A 17,652-nucleotide genomic window follows, 5' to 3' on the forward strand; every position below is an offset into this window, starting at 1 on the left:
CCGAATGTAGAGCTTCTGTCAGATCCACTGTTGTTGTAGATTACTATTGCTTGACAAAGGGGAGTCCATGTAGCCCTGCTAATAAGTGAACCAAGTGCTGGCGGGCCATTTGCTCAGCAAATGGCATGACAGCCTTAGTGAATCTGGATTTAGCAGCTTGTTATACACCGCGATTGATAAAGGCAAAGCGCCCAGTAACACGTTGGCCTCTTTTTTTACCACACCAAAATTTGTAAAAGGGATATATGCCAGCAGAGCCAAAAAGTGAAAAAAGGAATCCTAAAAAACCATACACTGCGGAGGAGAACAGAAACATTGATGATTCAACCTCTGTCGAGGTTGCCGTTGTGGTGACAACTAAATGCATTGCTAAAGTTGACGTAATAGCAACACCAAAGCATACCCATATCGCAACAGCCATAAAGGAATAGAAGTCTAATTGTATTCTTGCTTCCTGACTGTATTGCTCATTAACTTCCATTGTTAATTTAAACTCCACTTGTGGGGTATAACGCCCTAATAATGGGCAAAAAATAGTTTGCTAAAATGTTGAGGAACGAAAACAGCAAACTGTTTTTTGTCCTTATTTATTAGCTTGTTATACATAATTTACGCCTCAGGTACAAATGGTTGCTGTTCGAATTGTTCTTTAATTTCCGAGATAGTGTAAATCCATGCGCCTACACCTTGTTTGTCCAAGTAACCGTCTTTGTTTACAGTAAAAGTAACTTGATAAGAGCCTTTGCTCGATGGAAATAGAACCATCACAATTTTGCTACCAGTTTGATCCACGCCTTTAAGAATTGTTGGTTCAACCAGCAACTTATCAGGTTCAATTTTGTAACCTGAAACGAAAGACCATTCCTCTATAGATGTTCGGGCATAGTCGCTAGCAATTTGCTCACTGAAAGTGATGCTCTCACTAGCAAAACTTAATTTGGAGAGCAAAATATAGATGATAAACGCGAATATTTTCATTTATGTATAACAGCGTATTAGCGAGAATTCCGGTTTAAACCATTAACATTTGGCTTAAAGTCCATTTCGCCTTGCGCTTTTTAATTAATAATTTTAGTAACTTATCAGCCTTTATTAGCCTGTTCAATTACCCATTGGGATGGGAGAAATCGAGACTTTAGTTAATCGAGCCATTTTTTGGCTCGTTATGTAAATAGCCCTAAGAACTAACCCCTTAATTATCAGTGATATAACATTGTTTCATAAAGCAAACCGAGAATTTTTCGTTTTACATAACGAGAAGTAAAAAGGGCAAAAAATCTATATTTAATTATAACTGTGTAAATAGACAGTATTGATGGGCTAGTTGTATTCAAGTTCTTATCAATATTGATTAACGTCGTGGTGCTTTACTAAACCATATATTTTCTGATTTCAAGTCGTGGCGCTTCGCCCACACCAGAGTCAAGGAGGACAGTGCTTGTCCCCACCTTTATATTGAAAAGAATTAACCCTTCAGCGCTCCATTGAAGTGTTAATCCCTCAACAATTTAAGAAAGTTTCAGGACACTTCAAACGGAGAAGAAATAGCCCGCAGACGCATTTGAACTGTTCTGATGTTTATTTGAATGTTCTCATTAAATTGAGGTCGCAGAGAAAATGACGTGAGGCTGACATGGATGTCAGTCTAGCTTTCGGGGGCCATGGATGGCCCGACGGAAGCGTTAGCATTTTAGAATAAGACCGAAGCAGCCTACAAATGAAGTCAGAAGCTGGATAAATCCCATATGGAAATCTTTCGCTTCCCAGAAAATTTCGCGATGGGCGGCTGGGAGATGCAAGAGGGTATAGCTGTTGATACCCTCTTGCTCGGGTGTGGGTTGAAAACCCACGACTTTTTATCCGTATACAAACGACAAACGAAGTCTGGTGTATAGGCTTCAAAAAAACAATAATCACAACCTTTTTGATTATCGTTGTTCAGCAGCCCAATGGGCCAAAACAAAGATAATTCTGTTTTAACTCACATAAGAGGAATTATTTCTGTGCCATCCAACTCTGCCATGAACTAAAATAATTCTACAGGTGAGGAATTAGACATTTAGGGGGCGAGATGTCTGTAGGAAGACCTGTCGGTGAAACGGATAATCGTGCCAAATTAATTAATGCGGCGCGTACCTTATTTATCGACAATGATTATTCACAAGTGACTTTACGGCAAATTGCGCGATTAGCAGGTACAGATCCTGGGCTGATCCGATATTACTTTGGTGCTAAAGATCAATTGTTTGTCAGTATGATCAAAGAAACAGCTCAACCCGTGATTGATCAGCTCAATGCTGTGCATAAAATGCCGCAAGCACAATCTCCAGCAAAGTTATTAAGTACCTATTATCAGGTCATGGCCAAGAACCCACAATTCCCTAGATTAATGTACCGCATTTTAAATATGCAGCATTCAGGAGATGAATTTCCGGATACAGCAGCCATTTTCAACTTTATCCATCAAGAACCCAATATGTTTTTCTTTGACAAGCTCAAGCAACAAGGTGTGTTACGTGATGACGTAGATGCTAAAAGTGCACAGTTGAGCTTTATGTCATTGATGATTTTTCCATTCCTAGTGCCGCAACATGTCACTGAACGAATGGGCCTAAAACTTACTCCCGAATTTTTTACACAACTTGCTCAGCAAAATATCAACCTGCTTCAACGTGGGTTACTCAAAAAGGATGCTATTCATGAACACTAAAAAACGCCTCGTTATCCCAGGTATTGCTGCGGGTGTTTTGATTTTAATTTTGGCGATTGTACTCAAACCCTCACCAAAATTGGTGGCGGAATATAATAATGCGCGCTTAGTCGAGGTGCTCACACTACAACCCAAGCCGGCTTCTCCCACTATTCAAGGTTTTGGTCGTGTGTCGCCTAAACATGTATGGCAAGCCTTAGCCGAAGTATCCGGTGAAGTGATTTATCGTCATCCACAATTGGAAACAGGTCGTATTTTGCCACAAGGTACTTTGCTGCTCAGTATTGACCCTTTGGAGTACGAGTTAAAATTGGCGCAAGCACAAGCCAGTTTAAATTCAACTGAAGCTCAGTTAGTGAAATTAGATCAACAAGAAAGCAGCTTGCAGCGCAGCCTTGAGATAGAACAACAGAAACTAGAACTGTCAGAGCAAGAATATCAACGTAAGCTAACCCTTAAAAAACAAAACCTTGTGTCTAGCTCTGACTTAGAAAGCCAGAAGCAAACGTTGTTAGCGCAAACCAATGTGGTGGAAGACTTACAAAATTCGCTCAAGGTATTACCTGATGACCGCAATGTGACCTTGGCGCAAAAGCAAGTGGATATAGCACAGTTAAAGGATGCCGAACGTAGGTTAGATCAAACCCAAATTATCTTACCTTTTAATGCTAGGTTATCTGACGTCAATATTGAGCAAAACCAAGTTGTGGCAAATGGTGAAGTGATGTTGATAGCCCATCAATTAGGTACTGCAGAAATCAAAGCTGAATTGTCAATTCAAGATATGCGTAAATTAGTGCAGTCGCTGAGCTATATGGCTAAAGATGAGCAGAATATGCCGTCGATTGAATTGTTTGACCTAAACGCAAGTATCATTTTTAGTGCTGGCAGTAACCGTTTTGAGTGGCCAGCGAAAGTGACACGTGTGGCTGAGACGGTGAACCCAAACCAAGGCACAATTGGGGTCTTCTTAGAAGTTGAGCAAGATTTTACACAGTTAGATATTTTAACTCGCCCGCCGTTAACTAATGGCATGTTTGTTAAAGCACTCATTCATGGTCATCAAACTGAGCAGTTTTCCGTGCCAGAAAGAGCACTTCACAGCGAGCAGTTATATGTCATGGATGGTGACAATAAACTTAAGATAGTGCCTGTTGATGTGTTATTTCGCCATGAGGATGGCGTTGCTGTCAGTGGTGATATTATTGCTGGTGATAGGGTAATTATTAATGATCTTATTCCTGCGATTGATGGTATGGCGCTAAGGCTTGAACAAGCGGCTCAAGATAATTCAGGAGTCAGCCAGTGATAGCATATGTAACAAAGCATCCCACACTTGCCAACCTGATTATGCTGACATTTTTGTTAGTAGGTTTGCTGAATGTCGGCTCAATTAAGCGTGAGACCTTTCCCGAGTTTGCACCGCCTTATATCACAGCCTCCGTAGTGTATCCTGGTGCGTCACCTGTTGAGGTGGAAGAAAGCATTTGTTTGAGTATGGAAGATGCGGTTGATGGATTATCTAACATTGTTGAAGTGAAGTGTGATGCCCAAGAAGGCATTGCTAATATGAGCATTAAGCTTGAAGACGATGCAGATATGGGTCGTATGTTGATTGATGTACAAACCCAAATCAATGCCGTGAAAAACTTCCCTGCACAAATTGAATCGCCGATTGTTAAGGAACTAGATTGGGCTGAGCCGGTTGTTGATATTGCAATTGAGGCGCAGACCAGTTGGCCAGACCTTAAATATTATGCTGAAGATTTAAAGCGTCGACTAAAAATCGATGGTGGCATCAAACTGGTGAGTATCTCAGGGTTTTCTGATCACCAGATCCGCGTTGAACTGAATGAAGTTGATATGCGTCGTTTAGGCTTATCAGCTGCTGATATTGCCGATATTGTGGGTAGACAAAATGTAAAAATGCCAGCAGGTAACATAGAGCTTGCCGATAAAAACTTATTAATCCGATTTGATGAACGCAAGATCACCCCGAGCTCTTTGTCACAATTAATCGTTGCCTCGCAAAATGACGGTAGTGTGGTTCGCCTAGGCGATATTGCCACCATAACCGATCGCTTTGATTTAGATGAAGAGCACGTGATGTTCAATGGCAAACCTGCGGCCATCATTAAAATCCAGAAAAACAAAGCTGACGATGCGCTGACCATTAAGCAGCAGGTGAATGACTTTATTGAGAAGGAGCGTTTGATTGCACCTGATGGCATTACTCTCACCTTAACCAACGATTTGTCATCTTTGCTAAAAGACCGACTGGATATGATGCTAACCAATGGTTGGCAAGGGATTATCCTAGTGTTCTTCAGTATGTGGCTGTTTTTTTCTTTACGGTACTCATTTTGGGTTGCAGCAGGCTTACCTGTGGCATTTCTTGGTGGCCTTTATTTAATGAGTGTGCTTGGTGTATCTATCAATATCATGAGTTTAGTGGGATTACTGATGGCTATCGGTATCATGATGGATGATGCCATTGTCATATCCGAGTCGATTGCTTCTCATGTTGATAAAGGGTTAGATATTGAAGATGCGGTGATACAAGGGGTGAAAAAAGTGGCGCCTGGGGTGATTTCATCATTTATCACGACGGTGCTCATCTTTAGCAGTTTATTAGGTCTTGATGGCCAAATGGGCGCCGTATTGTCGCAAATCCCTGTGGTATTGATAATGGTGCTATCTATTAGCTTGATAGAAGCCTTTATCATTTTGCCTAATCATTTGAACCATTCGCTTAAACATGAAAAGCAGCAACAAGGGCAATCTAATCCTTTTTTACGCTTTAAATTGCGTTTTTTAGCTGAGTTTGAACGCTTTAGAGATAATCAACTAGTCACTGCCGTCACCCATGTGGTGAAGTGGCGCTATGCCAGTGTGGGTATTACCCTTGGTGTCCTGTTTTTATCCTTTTCGCTATTAGCCGGTGGTGCCTTGAAGTTTGTGCCATTTCCAGAATTAGATGGCGATATAGCTGAAGCGCGTATTTTACTTCCACCAGGCTCAACCTTGTCGCAAACTCAAGCGGTGGTTGATCATGTGCTTGCACAGGCAAAAATAGCTGGTGAACGTTATACGCAAGATAACAATGAACCTGAGCCGCTTATACGGGATATGACTGCACAGTTTAATTTTAATGCTGATGCAGGAGAGTCAGGTCCTCACGTGGCAACAGTGCGCTTAGACTTGTTATCAGCTGAGACACGAAATACTGAAATAGAAAACTTTTTACATGCTTGGCGTCAGGCGAGTGGCGAAATGGTCGAGCCCATTGCCGTGGTATTTAAGCAGCCATCAATGGGACCGGCTGGTCGAGATATTGAGCTGAGATTACAGGGGGATGACTTAAGTCAGCTAAAGCAAGCGTCGGTGTCATTGCAAGATTACTTAAGCCAATTTTCTGGGATCAATGGCATCATGGATGACATGCGACCGGGTAAAGAAGAGGTCAAAGTCAGTTTAAGGCCGGGAGCGGAAAGCTTTGGTATTGATGGTCAAATGGTGGCGACACAACTTCGCAGTGCTTACTTTGGCCAAACCGCGGATGAAATCCAGGTGGGACCAGAAAATATTGAAATTGATGTTCGGTTAAACAAACAGCAAGCAGGGGACTTACAAGCTCTGGCTAATTTTCCCATTATGCTCAGTGATGGTAGCCAATTACCTTTGTCGGCTGTGGCAAACCTTGAATTTCAACGTTCATATGTGCGCATTCAGCGAATTGATGGCTTGCGCACCATTACGGTAATGGCTGATGTGGATAATCGCATCGCCAATAGTACAGAAACTAACGCCAAAATTCGTCAAGAATGGGTGCCGCTAATCAAAGCGCAGTTTCCAGATATTCGGGTAGATTTTGAAGGTAGCGCCAAAGAAACTTCTAAAACCGCAGACTCTTTGATGAAAGGCTTTATTATTGGTTTATTTGGCTTATTTGCCATTTTAAGTTTCCAATTTAGAAGTTATTTAGAACCCTTGATTGTGATGTTAGCTATCCCATTATCATTAATTGGTGTGTTATGGGGGCATTTCTTGCTAGGTCACAATATGTCGATGCCGTCGGTAATGGGTTTTATTTCATTGGCAGGTATTGTGGTGAACGACTCGATTCTACTGGTGCAGTATATTCGCCATCATGTTGAACTGGGTGAAGATGTACAGCAGGCGGTAGTGAGTGCCAGTCGTGAGCGGTTTAGGGCGGTCTTTTTAACTTCGTTAACGACTGCAGCAGGCCTGTTACCATTACTGCTTGAGACAAGTTTACAAGCACAAGTCGTCCAGCCGTTAGTGGTATCGATAGTGTTTGGCATTTTTGCTTCAACATTGTTGGTGTTATTTATCATTCCATGTGCCTATGCCATTTTGGCTGACTTTGGCAAAGTGCGTCAGCACGCTAGGATTTAGCAAATCGTAATCATTATACTCACGCAAAAATGCCGAGTGAATTAATATTCATTCGGCATTTTTATGCTCTGAAATAAATATCTTTTAATACTAGTCAGGTTGCCTTAATAAATGACTCTGCTTATAGGCTCAACCTATATGTAAAACTTTTGTGCTAGTAAAATTATGTGAAATCGATTAAATTATTGACGCTTTTTAAATGATTCAGCTTAAATTTCATCCAAAAACGATACTGAACATATTCTAAGTACTTATATTTACAGTGATGTTTAATCGTTACGGCTAGCTGTTTGGCTTAGCCAGTAAATGTAAAGTATTGCTTTATTGATGAGTAGTACTCGCGGATAAAGTTGGTCCAAAGCAAGTAAGAAATAACAATAAAAAGGAAAGGTTTGGCTTTTAGGTAAACCTTATTTCAGGAGTTAGATGAAAGTTTTCGGGATATTAATCCAAGTCATGCTTTGGTTAGCTGTGGCATTTTCGCCAACCTTGATTGGTGTTTTCATAGGTTTTTTCGTTCATGTCAATTCCAGTGGCTCAATAGGTGAGTTCGCGCTGCCCAGTTTTGCATTACTCGGGTTTTTAGCGGGGGGCCTATGGGCTGAACGCATTCGTAAACACGTAGGTTTGTCAGAATTTATGGGGCATTTAGTGAAGCAACCCGAGATAGATAGCGAAAAAACATCATAGCGATTAGCCCTACCACTATTGATTGGGTTTTACACTGACATATCATAAGCCTTACTTAGCCATTGGCAGACTTCATCATCGATATCAGTTATTTGCTTTAGCTGTATTCGATGGGTACACATGGTGCCAAATGGGCCAGAGCCTTCTAATTTCCCCTGTATCTCTACATCCTTAAGCTTTAAGCCTAAGTCTATTCTTGTTTTAGTAGCCGGTTTAACGAGGGCAAACTGCCTTTTACGAATGAAACTGACACTGGTCTTTTTTGGCGTGACAGTCACATCACGACCAAACTCACTGATGATTTCATGTAGTCGCTGATAAATCGGCAATAAATTTTCTTTACCTTGATATTGTGCTGACACGAGATCTTGTTCGGAAGCATTGTCGTTTTTAGATAGGGTCACTATGGTATTGGCAAAGCCATGGCTAACACCGTGTTCAGATTTTAAAAAGTTGACTGCCTGAGAATGTTTTTCAAATTGCTGAGTTGATAATAATGCCAGCCATTCAGGTAGTGCTTTGCCTGTTTTCTCGGGCATATTGTCAATCATGGTCTGTAATGCTTTATCCATAGCGCCTCCAGTTCTTAATTAAAATAAGTATAAACAGCATTTTATAAAATGTGCCAATTGGATGGTGTGATGCTTAATTAAGGTTGGTAACCGTTCGTGGCTGTTTATATCGCGCAGGGCTGTTTATATCGCTCAAGGCTGTTTACCCACTCAAGGCTGTTGTGACAATACAGGCAATATTTTACTGACCTTATCAAATGACTCTTGATACTCAGCCTCACCGATTGAATCAGCCACGATACCACCGCCAGCCCAGCAATATATTTTTTGATTATCCGTCGCGAGGGTACGAATGGTGATACTGGTATCCATGTTGCCGTCTTGACTGATATAGCCAATGCTGCCGCAATAAATGCTGCGTCGTGAGGGTTCTAATTCCTCAATAATTTCCATGGCACGAATTTTAGGTGCGCCAGTAATCGATCCGCCTGGGAATGTGGCTTTTAATACATCTACGGCATTGAATTGCTTATCTAATGTGGCCGTGATAGTGCTGACTAAGTGATGAACAGCAGGAAAGCTTTCTATATCAAATAACTTAGGTACTTTTACACTGCCTGGTGCGGCTATTCGGCCGATATCGTTACGTAATAAGTCAACAATCATTAAGTTTTCGGCGCGGTCTTTTTCTGAATGCTGTAATTGTTTTGCTAATGCTTTATCGGTTTGAGGGTCGTTACTACGGGGTAATGTGCCTTTGATGGGCTTGGTTTGAACTTGCGTTGCACGCTTTTGTATAAAACGCTCGGGTGAAATCGATAAAATGCAATTATTCTCAAGACGCATAAACGCTGAGAATGGGGCCTTGTTTGCCTGTGATAATTGGCAATAAGCTTGCCATTCATCACCTTGATATGGCGCTTCAAATCTTTGGGTTAAATTGATTTGATAACAATCGCCGCTGAGTAAATACGCTTGCACTTGTTCAAATTTTTCAAGGTAACTGTCTTTAGTGATTTGGGTATGCCAATCACGGGTTAACTTGAAGGCATTATCGCGTTGACTCGCGTTCGCAAAAATACCAAGCGAGCCTGTTGGTGAATGAGAGTTTACTGATGAGTGTAATGTTTTGATGATACCTCGCAACGCTTCAAGTTGCTCATCTAGGGCTTGCTGGCCTAAGTAATGACAGGCATACCAGCAATCTTGCTGATAATCGAACACTAATACAAAGTCATAAAAACCAATATTCAATTGTGGCAAGTTAATATCATCACTCGCCACGGAGTTAATGGTTTCAAGTTGCCGGCCAAGATCATAACTAAAACTGCCTAGTGCCCCCGCGCTGAAAGGCAGCTGGCATTCATATGCTGTGGGGTAAAGCGCTTGCTGGGCGATGTTCAACGCATCTAATGCTTGGGTTTGAGTGTTGAGCAGTTCAGTAAGCTCAATAGTCAGTTTGTCAGTTTGTGCTTGTTTACTTTGAAAACAAACGTGCTCATTTTGTGCCGTTAACGTGGCAATAGGGTTAAACGCGATAATATCAAACTGAGCATCTTCATGTTCGGCATGGGCTGAATCTAATAGTATTGCCCAAGGCGTGTGCGCAAAATGGCTAAATAACGCTTTACTATCAATTTTCCAGTCGAGTGCTTTTATGGCGAGTGCGTGGTTTAAGCGCGATAACATCTTTTGCCCTTATGTATAAAAGTGGAGTAGCCCAAAATGGATGGAAAGAGTATCATACTGGCCATAAAAGGATTAGGGTCTGGTCATCTTTCAGGATTATTTTTGCAGCGACTTGTTGGAAATTTATACAAGGCCGCGACTTTGATGTGTGGTTATTCCACATAATAAGTCGTTAACGCCGTAGTAATGACAACAAGTGCTGCCTGTAAGGTTCGTTTAAAAGTACTTTACTCATTGTTATAAGCGAATTTGTTTAGGTTACTAAACGTCATCGCTCACGCCGCGATTAAAGTGCTTTTAATTCGAACAAATTCTAATCAGCAAAGATAAACAGACCCTCACAAAAAAATATATAATCAAAGCCAAACAGGCTGCAGGAGCGCCCCTATATGTCTATGAATAGTGACAACCCTTCTCAATCTGTAGTAATCAAGCAAGCCGATTTTATTGAGAGCATTGCCGATTCATTACAATATATTTCTTATTATCACCCAAAAGATTTTGTTGATGCGATGCATGAAGCGTATCAACGTGAGCAAAGCCCAGCCGCGAAAGATGCCATAGCTCAAATCTTAATTAATTCACGCATGTCTGCTGAAGGTAAACGTCCTTTATGTCAAGACACTGGCATTGTCACTACATTTGTAAAAGTAGGGATGGATGTTCAGTGGGACAAGACTGACATGACAGTACAGCAAATGGTAGATGAAGGCGTTCGCCGTGCTTATACCAATCCAGATAACCCGCTGCGTGCATCAATTGTTGCAGACCCAGCCGGTACCCGTAAAAATACTCGTGATAACACGCCCTCGGTAGTCCACATCGATATGGTGGCTGGCAATCAGGTAGAAGTCATGATTGCAGCGAAAGGCGGCGGGTCTGAAAACAAGTCTAAAATGGTGATGTTAAACCCGTCTGATGATATTGCAGCTTGGGTTGAGAAAACACTGCCAACAATGGGTGCAGGTTGGTGTCCTCCGGGTATGCTTGGCATAGGCATTGGCGGTACAGCTGAAAAAGCCGCTGTCATGGCGAAAGAATCATTAATGGATCCTATTGATATTCATGAGCTAATTGAACGAGGTCCAGAAACAACTGAAGAAAAGCTGCGTTTAGAAATCTTCAATCGAGCGAATGATTTAGGTATTGGCGCACAAGGTTTAGGCGGGTTAACAACGGTACTGGACATTAAAATTAAGTCAGCGCCAACCCATGCCGCTTCTAAGCCTGTGGTAATGATCCCTAATTGTGCAGCAACGCGCCATGTTCATTTCCATTTAGATGGTACTGGCCCAGCTGACTTATCACCACCTTCACTGGAAGATTGGCCTGAAATCACTCGTGAAGCAGGTGAGAACACCCACAGAGTTGATTTAGATAATGTGACTCAAGCTGAGATCGAAAAGTGGAAAAGTGGTGACACATTATTACTCAACGGCAAAATGCTAACGGGTCGTGATGCTGCGCATAAGCGTATTCAAACTCTGATTGAATCAGGTGAAGGTTTACCTGATGGTGTTGATTTCACTGGTAAGTTCATTTACTACGTCGGCCCAGTAGACCCTGTTGGTGATGAAGTTGTTGGCCCTGCAGGCCCGACAACAGCTACGCGCATGGACAAGTTTACCGATTTAATGCTCGAGAAAACCGGTTTAATGGGCATGATTGGTAAATCTGAGCGTGGTCCGCAAACGGTAGAATCCATTAAGCAGCATAAAGCGGTTTATTTGATGGCCGTAGGTGGTGCAGCTTACCTAGTGTCTAAGGCGATTAAAAAGTCGAGAGTGGTGGCTTTTGAAGACTTAGGAATGGAAGCCATTTACGAGTTTGAAGTACAAGATATGCCGGTAACGGTTGCGGTAGACAGCCAAGGTGTTAATGCCCATGATACTGGCCCAGCGGTGTGGAAAGTGAACATCGAAAACGCTAAAAAATAGTTGCGTATGGACGTGTGAAGAACGCTTGAGGAATTGCTTACAAAAAGCAGTTGCTTGAGCGTTTTGCATTCGTTAGTCTGCAAACTGCATTTTTCTACTAATACCTGCCGCTTAAACATGAATATGTATTTTATGATGCTTTAAGCACCGTATTAGTTGCCATTTTTAACAGAGAAACCATAACAATGAAAAAATCCTCTCTTTTAGTCGCGCTAGCAGCCTCTGGTATGCTCAGTACTGCTATCGCGGCGACGCCAGAGCCATTTACGGTTCAACATTTAGTCAATCTTAACAAGCTGCACTCAACGGCTGTATCACATGATGGCAAAACGCTGGTATATGGCGTTAAAGTCATTGATGAACAAGGCGAGTCAAGCTCTGACTTATATAGCCTTGATTTAACCAATGCCAACGCGGCGCCAAAGCAAATTACCTCTGCCAAAGGCACTGAGCATGATGTCGCCTTTGCGCCTGATAACAAGTCGATTTATTTCTTAGCTGCACGTAATGGCTCTAGTCAACTCTATAATTTGTCGCTTACTGGCGGCGAAGCCATGGCGGTTTCTGACTTACCATTAGACGTTAACGGCTACAAATTATCTGCAGATGGTTCGCAAGTTGTGATGACCATGCGCGTTTCACCTGACTGTAAAGACCTTGCGTGTACAGTGGATAAGCAACAAGCACTCGCTGAAAGCAAAACTTCAGGACGCGAGTACAAGCAGTTAATGGTGCGTCATTGGGATACTTGGGAAGATCATGCCCGTAATCATTTATTTGTGGCAAAACTTGATGGCAAGCTGATTAAAGATGCGGTGAATGTTACCGCTGGCCGTGACACTGAAACGCCGCCTAAGCCGTTTTCGGGTATGGAAGAAGTGACATTTACACCAGATGGTAAGCACATTGTCTATACCGCAAAAGCGCCAAGTAAAGATCAAGCATGGACAACTAACTACGACCTTTGGCAAGTGCCTGTAGCGGGTGGTGAAACGGTTAACTTAACTGAAGCAAACAAAGCATGGGATGCTCACCCAACATTCTCATCTGATGGCCGCTTTATGGCTTACCTAGCAATGACGCGTCCTGGCTTTGAAGCTGACCGTTTCCGTATCATGTTACGTGATAATGTGACTGGCCAAGAAAAAGAAGTCGCGCCATTGTGGGATAGAAGCCCACACTCACTGCAATTTAGTGCTGATGGTCGTAAGCTTTATGTGACCGCTCAAGATGTGGGTCAGGTTAGTATCTTTGAAGTGAACACGCAGTTTGGTGATGTTCGCCCAATTTACAACTATGGTAGCAACAACTTAATTGCGATTACTGAAGACAAGCTGGTCTTTAGCCACAAAACCCTAGTTGAACCAGGTGATGTTTACACAGTGAACCACGAAGGTGAGCGTTTATCGCGTGTTACCAATGTGAATGAAGCGAAACTGGCAAACATTAAGTTTGGTGAATTTGAGCAGTTTAACTTTAAAGGCTGGAATGATGAAACCGTGCATGGTTACTGGATTAAGCCTGTTAACTATGAAGAAGGTAAAAAATATCCGATTGCCTACTTAGTTCATGGTGGTCCACAAGGTTCATTTGGCAACTCGTTCAGTGGTCGTTGGAACGCTCAGTTGTGGGCGGGAGCGGGTTACGGCGTGGTCATGGTCGATTTCCACGGTTCAACTGGATATGGGCAAGCATTCACTGACTCAATCAGCAAAGATTGGGGTGGCAAGCCATTAGTTGATTTACAAAAAGGTATGGATGCTGTGACTAAACAGCAATCTTGGTTAGATGCCGATAATGCATGTGCATTAGGTGGTTCTTACGGTGGCTACATGATGAACTGGTTCCAAGGTAAATGGAATGATGGTTTCAAGTGTTTAGTTAACCATGCCGGTTTGTTTGATATGCGCTCTATGTACTATGTGACTGAAGAATTATGGTTCCCAGAGTTTGAATTCGGTGGAACTTATGAAGACAACAAAGAGCTATTTGAGAAGTTCAACCCAGTTAACTATGTAGAAAACTGGCAAACGCCAATGTTGGTTATCCATGGTGAAAAAGACTTCCGAGTACCTTATGGTCAAGGTTTAGCCGCATTCACTTACATGCAGCGTAACGATATTCCTTCAGAGCTATTAATGTTCCCTGATGAAAATCACTGGATCTTGAATCAAGATAACCTGCAGCAATGGTATAAAAACGTACTAGGCTGGATGGACCGTTGGACTGCTGAAGACTAACAACCTCATTGATGGGTTAATCAAACTTGTAAAAATAAAGCGCATACATTGAAAAGTGTATGCGTTTTTTTTTTCGAAATCGTCAAGCCGTTCATAATTATCTATCCCACCAAATTGTTCACTTTTAAAACGAGTTGAATGTCACCATAAGAACAGTAAGCACAGTATGTAAACGCTAGTATGGGACAAGGTGTTTTATCTAACCAACCATACATGGTTATTAAAAGAGTGAATTGAATGACAACCTTTAATCAACTGCTAAATTCTGCCGACTTTGATGGCTCAATTTCGCTGTGTTATGCCGCTTATCAAAGAAGCTATAAACATCAATATCAACAAGTAGACAGAATTAAATTACTTGGTGATAGTCGTGAAGTCAGGATAATGACAAACTGGATCAGCAAGCATTTTCCTGATATCCCGTTAACATCCGATGTGGCGATAGACGATGTCGACTACGTTAACCGTGCCGCAATCGAAACACAGGGCGAACAACGCTTAAATGCTTACGACAAATTCCGTTATGATGAGTTTTGGCGGATTTCCAGTTCACTTTCTTGTATCGCGCAATTTAGTAATTTATTCGATGTAGACCACGCCAATAGTATTGCTGAACATGGCATTGATGCTATTCACCCTGATAACTTGAACATTATGCTGTTCAGAGCTAATCGAAAGAAAAGCTATAAATCAGCCCCGCGTTACACGTGGGATCGACAACAAGAAGTGATTTGGTCATCCATTAAAGCGGTTAAGCAATTGGCTAGTGATGAAGAGTTAGTCGTGAGTCAATTACTCACTCAACTTAAAGCATTGTATTGAAATCAAGTTGAATATTACTTTATCCGAGTCAATTCAGACGGGCTATCACATAAATTAGCACTTGCTTTGGACTGATTAGAAGTCACACCTAGAAAATAAGCGGTTCGACGGCGACAGGCATGGAGTTTTCGATTACCATTTTTGTGACTTATCCGGTTACGCTTTCCCATGAGTATTCCTTGTCCTAAAAAGAGTGTTAACAAAATAACCACAAACCATAATCGCTATATTCGTTGAAGCTTTAGTCGCTCATAGTGAAATAAAATTTCAAATAAAGCGGGTTTATAGCAGAAAAATCAAGTTTTCACGCCAGAATCGGTAGGAATTTTACCTTAACTTACTTCTGCTTGTCACAGCCAATTAGACAATTATTTGAATTATAGTGATCGATGAATAAATTTTTCTAATCCAAAGTGACCAGAAATAGCAAAAAAATCTCATTTTTCTCTGTTTGATGTCTAAGCTAAAGTAGCGCATCTTTTGAGCGAGCACTATTGATGTAAGCTCAATAAGTTACATGGCATATATCGCTATGAGCATCAGGGTTAATAGACCTTCATATTTTGACGTTATCGTTTGAGGATACGAGATTGGATTACTTACTTTTTGTAAAATTTTTCTTAGGTTTGGTTGCCATCATTAACCCTGTTGGGTTACTGCCGGTTTTTGTGAGCTTAACCAGCCACCAAACTGAGATAGAAAGAGAGCAAACCAACAGAGTTGCCAATTTTGCAGTAGTGGTGATCTTAACGGTGACCATGCTAATTGGTCAGCATATTCTCAATATGTTTAGTATTTCGTTATCCGCTTTTAGAATAGCGGGGGGCACCTTGATTTGTATTATCGCGATGTCGATGCTGCAAGGTAAAATCAGTGAGGTTAAGCGCAACAAAGAAGAAGACCGTGAGTCATCAGGTATGGATTCGGTTGCTGTTGTGCCACTTGCACTGCCGTTAATGGCAGGACCAGGTGCAATCAGTTCTGTGATTGTATTTGCTGCTGAGCATGAAGGTTTTACTAACACGATCGGCATGTTCTTAACCGTGATGTTATTTGGTTTTTGCAGTTGGATGTTGTTTAGAATGGCACCAATGATTTTTAAATTGTTGGGTAAAACAGGTATTAATGTCATCACCCGTATCATGGGGCTGTTAATGCTTTCTCTTGCCATTGAGATTATTGCCGCGGGTGTAAAAGGCTTATTCCCAAGTTTGTTATAGTAAACTGAGTGCAAAAATGTCAAAAGCTGAATAGCATTTGTGCAAACAAGCGAGTTTAAAGGGTTTTTGCTTGACCCATTTCAGTCATTTGCGTAAAGTACCCGCCAGATCTGAATACAGGTCGAAATCGGTGACGTGTCCGAGTGGCTGAAGGAGCACGCCTGGAAAGTGTGTATACGGCAACGTATCGAGAGTTCGAATCTCTCCGTCACCGCCAAATTTAAAACAAAACCCTAGCAGAAATGCTGGGGTTTTGTTGTTTCTGGCACCTGAATTTACAGTCTGAGCAATCTTATCATTCAGGCTTATTGGTGTGTGGACGAGAATGAGATTGCGAGTTTGTTTGAGCGCTGGCAATCGCTATCAGCTGCTGACAATAGGCGAGGTGATGACGTATAGGATCAAGGCAGGAGTTGATGCGCGGGTCTGTCAAATACCAAGGGCTCGCTTGTGTTTCTGCTTGTGGGTGGGCAAACATAGTCTCGACTTGCTTGATACTTTTTGTCGAGGCAGCTGTGAGCCAAATGTGGCTACTGAGATTGGCCAACTGCTTAAAAATGGATGTTTGAAAGGTATACATCATTGCTGCAGGCGCTTCGCTTTTACGAGTGATTTTATGGAGTAACTCGAATGGGTCTGCAATTTCCATATTGGCATCAGCCATAGCCTGAGTACGTTGTTCATCTTCGGCAATCATATGGGGTGACAAGTACAACTCAGGCCAATGAATATTATCTTGTGTCAGTGCCAATCCAAGCGCAATTCTGCGCTCTCCTAACCAGTTATGAACCACGCATAATAGGTGTTGACTGGGCTGCATATCTGTTTGTCTGGTTAAGCTAGGTAATAGTGCCATGCACTGCACATCGACATGTTTACTGAGCAACGACATCAATATAACCGTGACTAAACCGGTTGATGGCCAGCAGCCAATTTGCGGTTCGATTTGTTTTGCGACTTCTTCCAATTGATTTTCAAACCAAGTGTTATCTGGACTATTGGTGACGACAAAGCTTTTGTCTGATTTTGCGTATGGGCCGTTACAAATATTGATGACTTTTGGGTGGTCAATATAGGTGCCATTAAATGTAATCGTGTAACCCTGTGCAGCAGGTGTCACATCTCCTTGTGCATTACCAATAATGGTGATGTGTTCAAATGTGAAACCTGTAGTTGATGGTGCAAAAGAAGCTGTCATAGAAACTGCAATATTAGCGTGTGAATGTGATAGTCGATGCCTATCAGTGTAACTGAAAATGCCCTAAAAGGTGATAGGCTGCCGATTTTTAGCTGTTAATACTCAATAGGCTGGCAGATAAGTGCTATAGATGCATGTGAAACTGAGTTTTGATTAGAAATTGCTTGTCTTTTGTTATCGCATTGATAATAATTGAAACAGTCGTTTAAATTACT

The 17,652-nt window shown here is 41.8% G+C and carries 14 protein-coding genes and 1 tRNA gene; 9 read left to right on the top strand and 6 right to left on the bottom strand.

All coding sequences use genetic code 11. The annotated features are described in order from the left end of the window. Positions 1-160 precede the first annotated feature (160 nt). Positions 161-481: a hypothetical protein gene (locus ACHUGF_RS17140; RefSeq protein WP_394133047.1), complete on the bottom strand. Its 321-nt coding sequence runs from the start codon at positions 479-481 to the stop codon at positions 161-163. 128 nt (positions 482-609) lie between these two features. Continuing rightward, entirely contained in the window at positions 610-978 is a 369-nt protein-coding gene (locus ACHUGF_RS17145; protein WP_394133049.1) for a hypothetical protein, read from the bottom strand. Positions 979-2,071: 1,093 nt separating this feature from the next. Here ACHUGF_RS17145 and ACHUGF_RS17150 point away from each other — a divergent pair. From ACHUGF_RS17150 to ACHUGF_RS17165, 4 genes are all read left to right on the top strand, one after another. After that, a complete protein-coding gene (locus tag ACHUGF_RS17150; protein WP_394133050.1) occupies positions 2,072-2,710 on the top strand; it encodes a TetR/AcrR family transcriptional regulator in 639 nt (212 codons plus the stop codon). Beyond that, positions 2,700-4,019, top strand: a complete 1,320-nt coding sequence (locus ACHUGF_RS17155; RefSeq protein WP_394133052.1) for an efflux RND transporter periplasmic adaptor subunit — start codon at positions 2,700-2,702, stop codon at positions 4,017-4,019. Before ACHUGF_RS17150 ends, ACHUGF_RS17155 begins: the two co-directional genes overlap by 11 nt. Then, complete coding sequence (locus tag ACHUGF_RS17160) at positions 4,016-7,129, top strand: efflux RND transporter permease subunit (protein WP_394133054.1); 3,114 nt, start codon at positions 4,016-4,018, stop codon at positions 7,127-7,129. The genes ACHUGF_RS17155 and ACHUGF_RS17160 overlap by 4 nt, the downstream gene beginning before the upstream one ends. A gap of 426 nt (positions 7,130-7,555) precedes the next feature. After that, positions 7,556-7,819, top strand: coding sequence for a hypothetical protein (locus ACHUGF_RS17165; RefSeq protein ID WP_394133056.1), 264 nt, complete (start codon positions 7,556-7,558; stop codon positions 7,817-7,819). Between the two features lie 29 nt (positions 7,820-7,848). Here the strand turns inward: ACHUGF_RS17165 and ACHUGF_RS17170 are convergent, their stop codons facing one another. Further along, complete coding sequence (locus tag ACHUGF_RS17170; RefSeq protein WP_394133058.1) at positions 7,849-8,391, bottom strand: DUF4287 domain-containing protein; 543 nt, start codon at positions 8,389-8,391, stop codon at positions 7,849-7,851. Positions 8,392-8,541: 150 nt separating this feature from the next. Next, positions 8,542-10,020, bottom strand: coding sequence for an aminodeoxychorismate synthase component I (gene pabB, locus ACHUGF_RS17175; protein WP_394133060.1), 1,479 nt, complete (start codon positions 10,018-10,020; stop codon positions 8,542-8,544). Between the two features lie 395 nt (positions 10,021-10,415). Here pabB and ACHUGF_RS17180 point away from each other — a divergent pair, with 395 nt between their 5' ends. From ACHUGF_RS17180 to ACHUGF_RS17190, 3 genes are all read left to right on the top strand, one after another. Next, complete coding sequence (locus ACHUGF_RS17180) at positions 10,416-11,957, top strand: fumarate hydratase (protein WP_394133137.1); 1,542 nt, start codon at positions 10,416-10,418, stop codon at positions 11,955-11,957. A 185-nt stretch (positions 11,958-12,142) separates the two neighbouring features. After that, a complete protein-coding gene (locus ACHUGF_RS17185; protein ID WP_394133062.1) occupies positions 12,143-14,197 on the top strand; it encodes a dipeptidyl-peptidase 5 in 2,055 nt (684 codons plus the stop codon). A gap of 237 nt (positions 14,198-14,434) precedes the next feature. Continuing rightward, on the top strand, positions 14,435-15,019 hold the full coding sequence (locus tag ACHUGF_RS17190) for a hypothetical protein (RefSeq protein WP_394133064.1): 585 nt from the start codon (positions 14,435-14,437) through the stop codon (positions 15,017-15,019). A gap of 14 nt (positions 15,020-15,033) precedes the next feature. Here ACHUGF_RS17190 and ACHUGF_RS17195 read toward each other — a convergent pair whose 3' ends face one another. Next, the gene (locus ACHUGF_RS17195; protein ID WP_394133066.1) at positions 15,034-15,189 is read right to left on the bottom strand and encodes a hypothetical protein; all 156 of its coding nucleotides are present in this window, start codon (positions 15,187-15,189) and stop codon (positions 15,034-15,036) included. Between the two features lie 420 nt (positions 15,190-15,609). Between ACHUGF_RS17195 and ACHUGF_RS17200 the strand changes: the two genes are divergently transcribed. Continuing rightward, the gene (locus ACHUGF_RS17200) at positions 15,610-16,239 is read left to right on the top strand and encodes a YchE family NAAT transporter (RefSeq protein ID WP_394133068.1); all 630 of its coding nucleotides are present in this window, start codon (positions 15,610-15,612) and stop codon (positions 16,237-16,239) included. A 129-nt stretch (positions 16,240-16,368) separates the two neighbouring features. Then, a tRNA-Ser gene (locus tag ACHUGF_RS17205) sits at positions 16,369-16,456 on the top strand. A gap of 78 nt (positions 16,457-16,534) precedes the next feature. Here ACHUGF_RS17205 and ACHUGF_RS17210 read toward each other — a convergent pair. After that, positions 16,535-17,437 carry a hypothetical protein gene (locus tag ACHUGF_RS17210; protein ID WP_394133070.1) on the bottom strand — a complete coding sequence of 301 codons (903 nt, stop codon included), beginning with the start codon at positions 17,435-17,437 and terminating at the stop codon, positions 16,535-16,537. Positions 17,438-17,652: the final 215 nt, after the last annotated feature.

Origin of the sequence: Shewanella maritima, assembly GCF_043643735.1 — a bacterium.
Lineage (GTDB): Bacteria > Pseudomonadota > Gammaproteobacteria > Enterobacterales > Shewanellaceae > Shewanella > Shewanella maritima_A.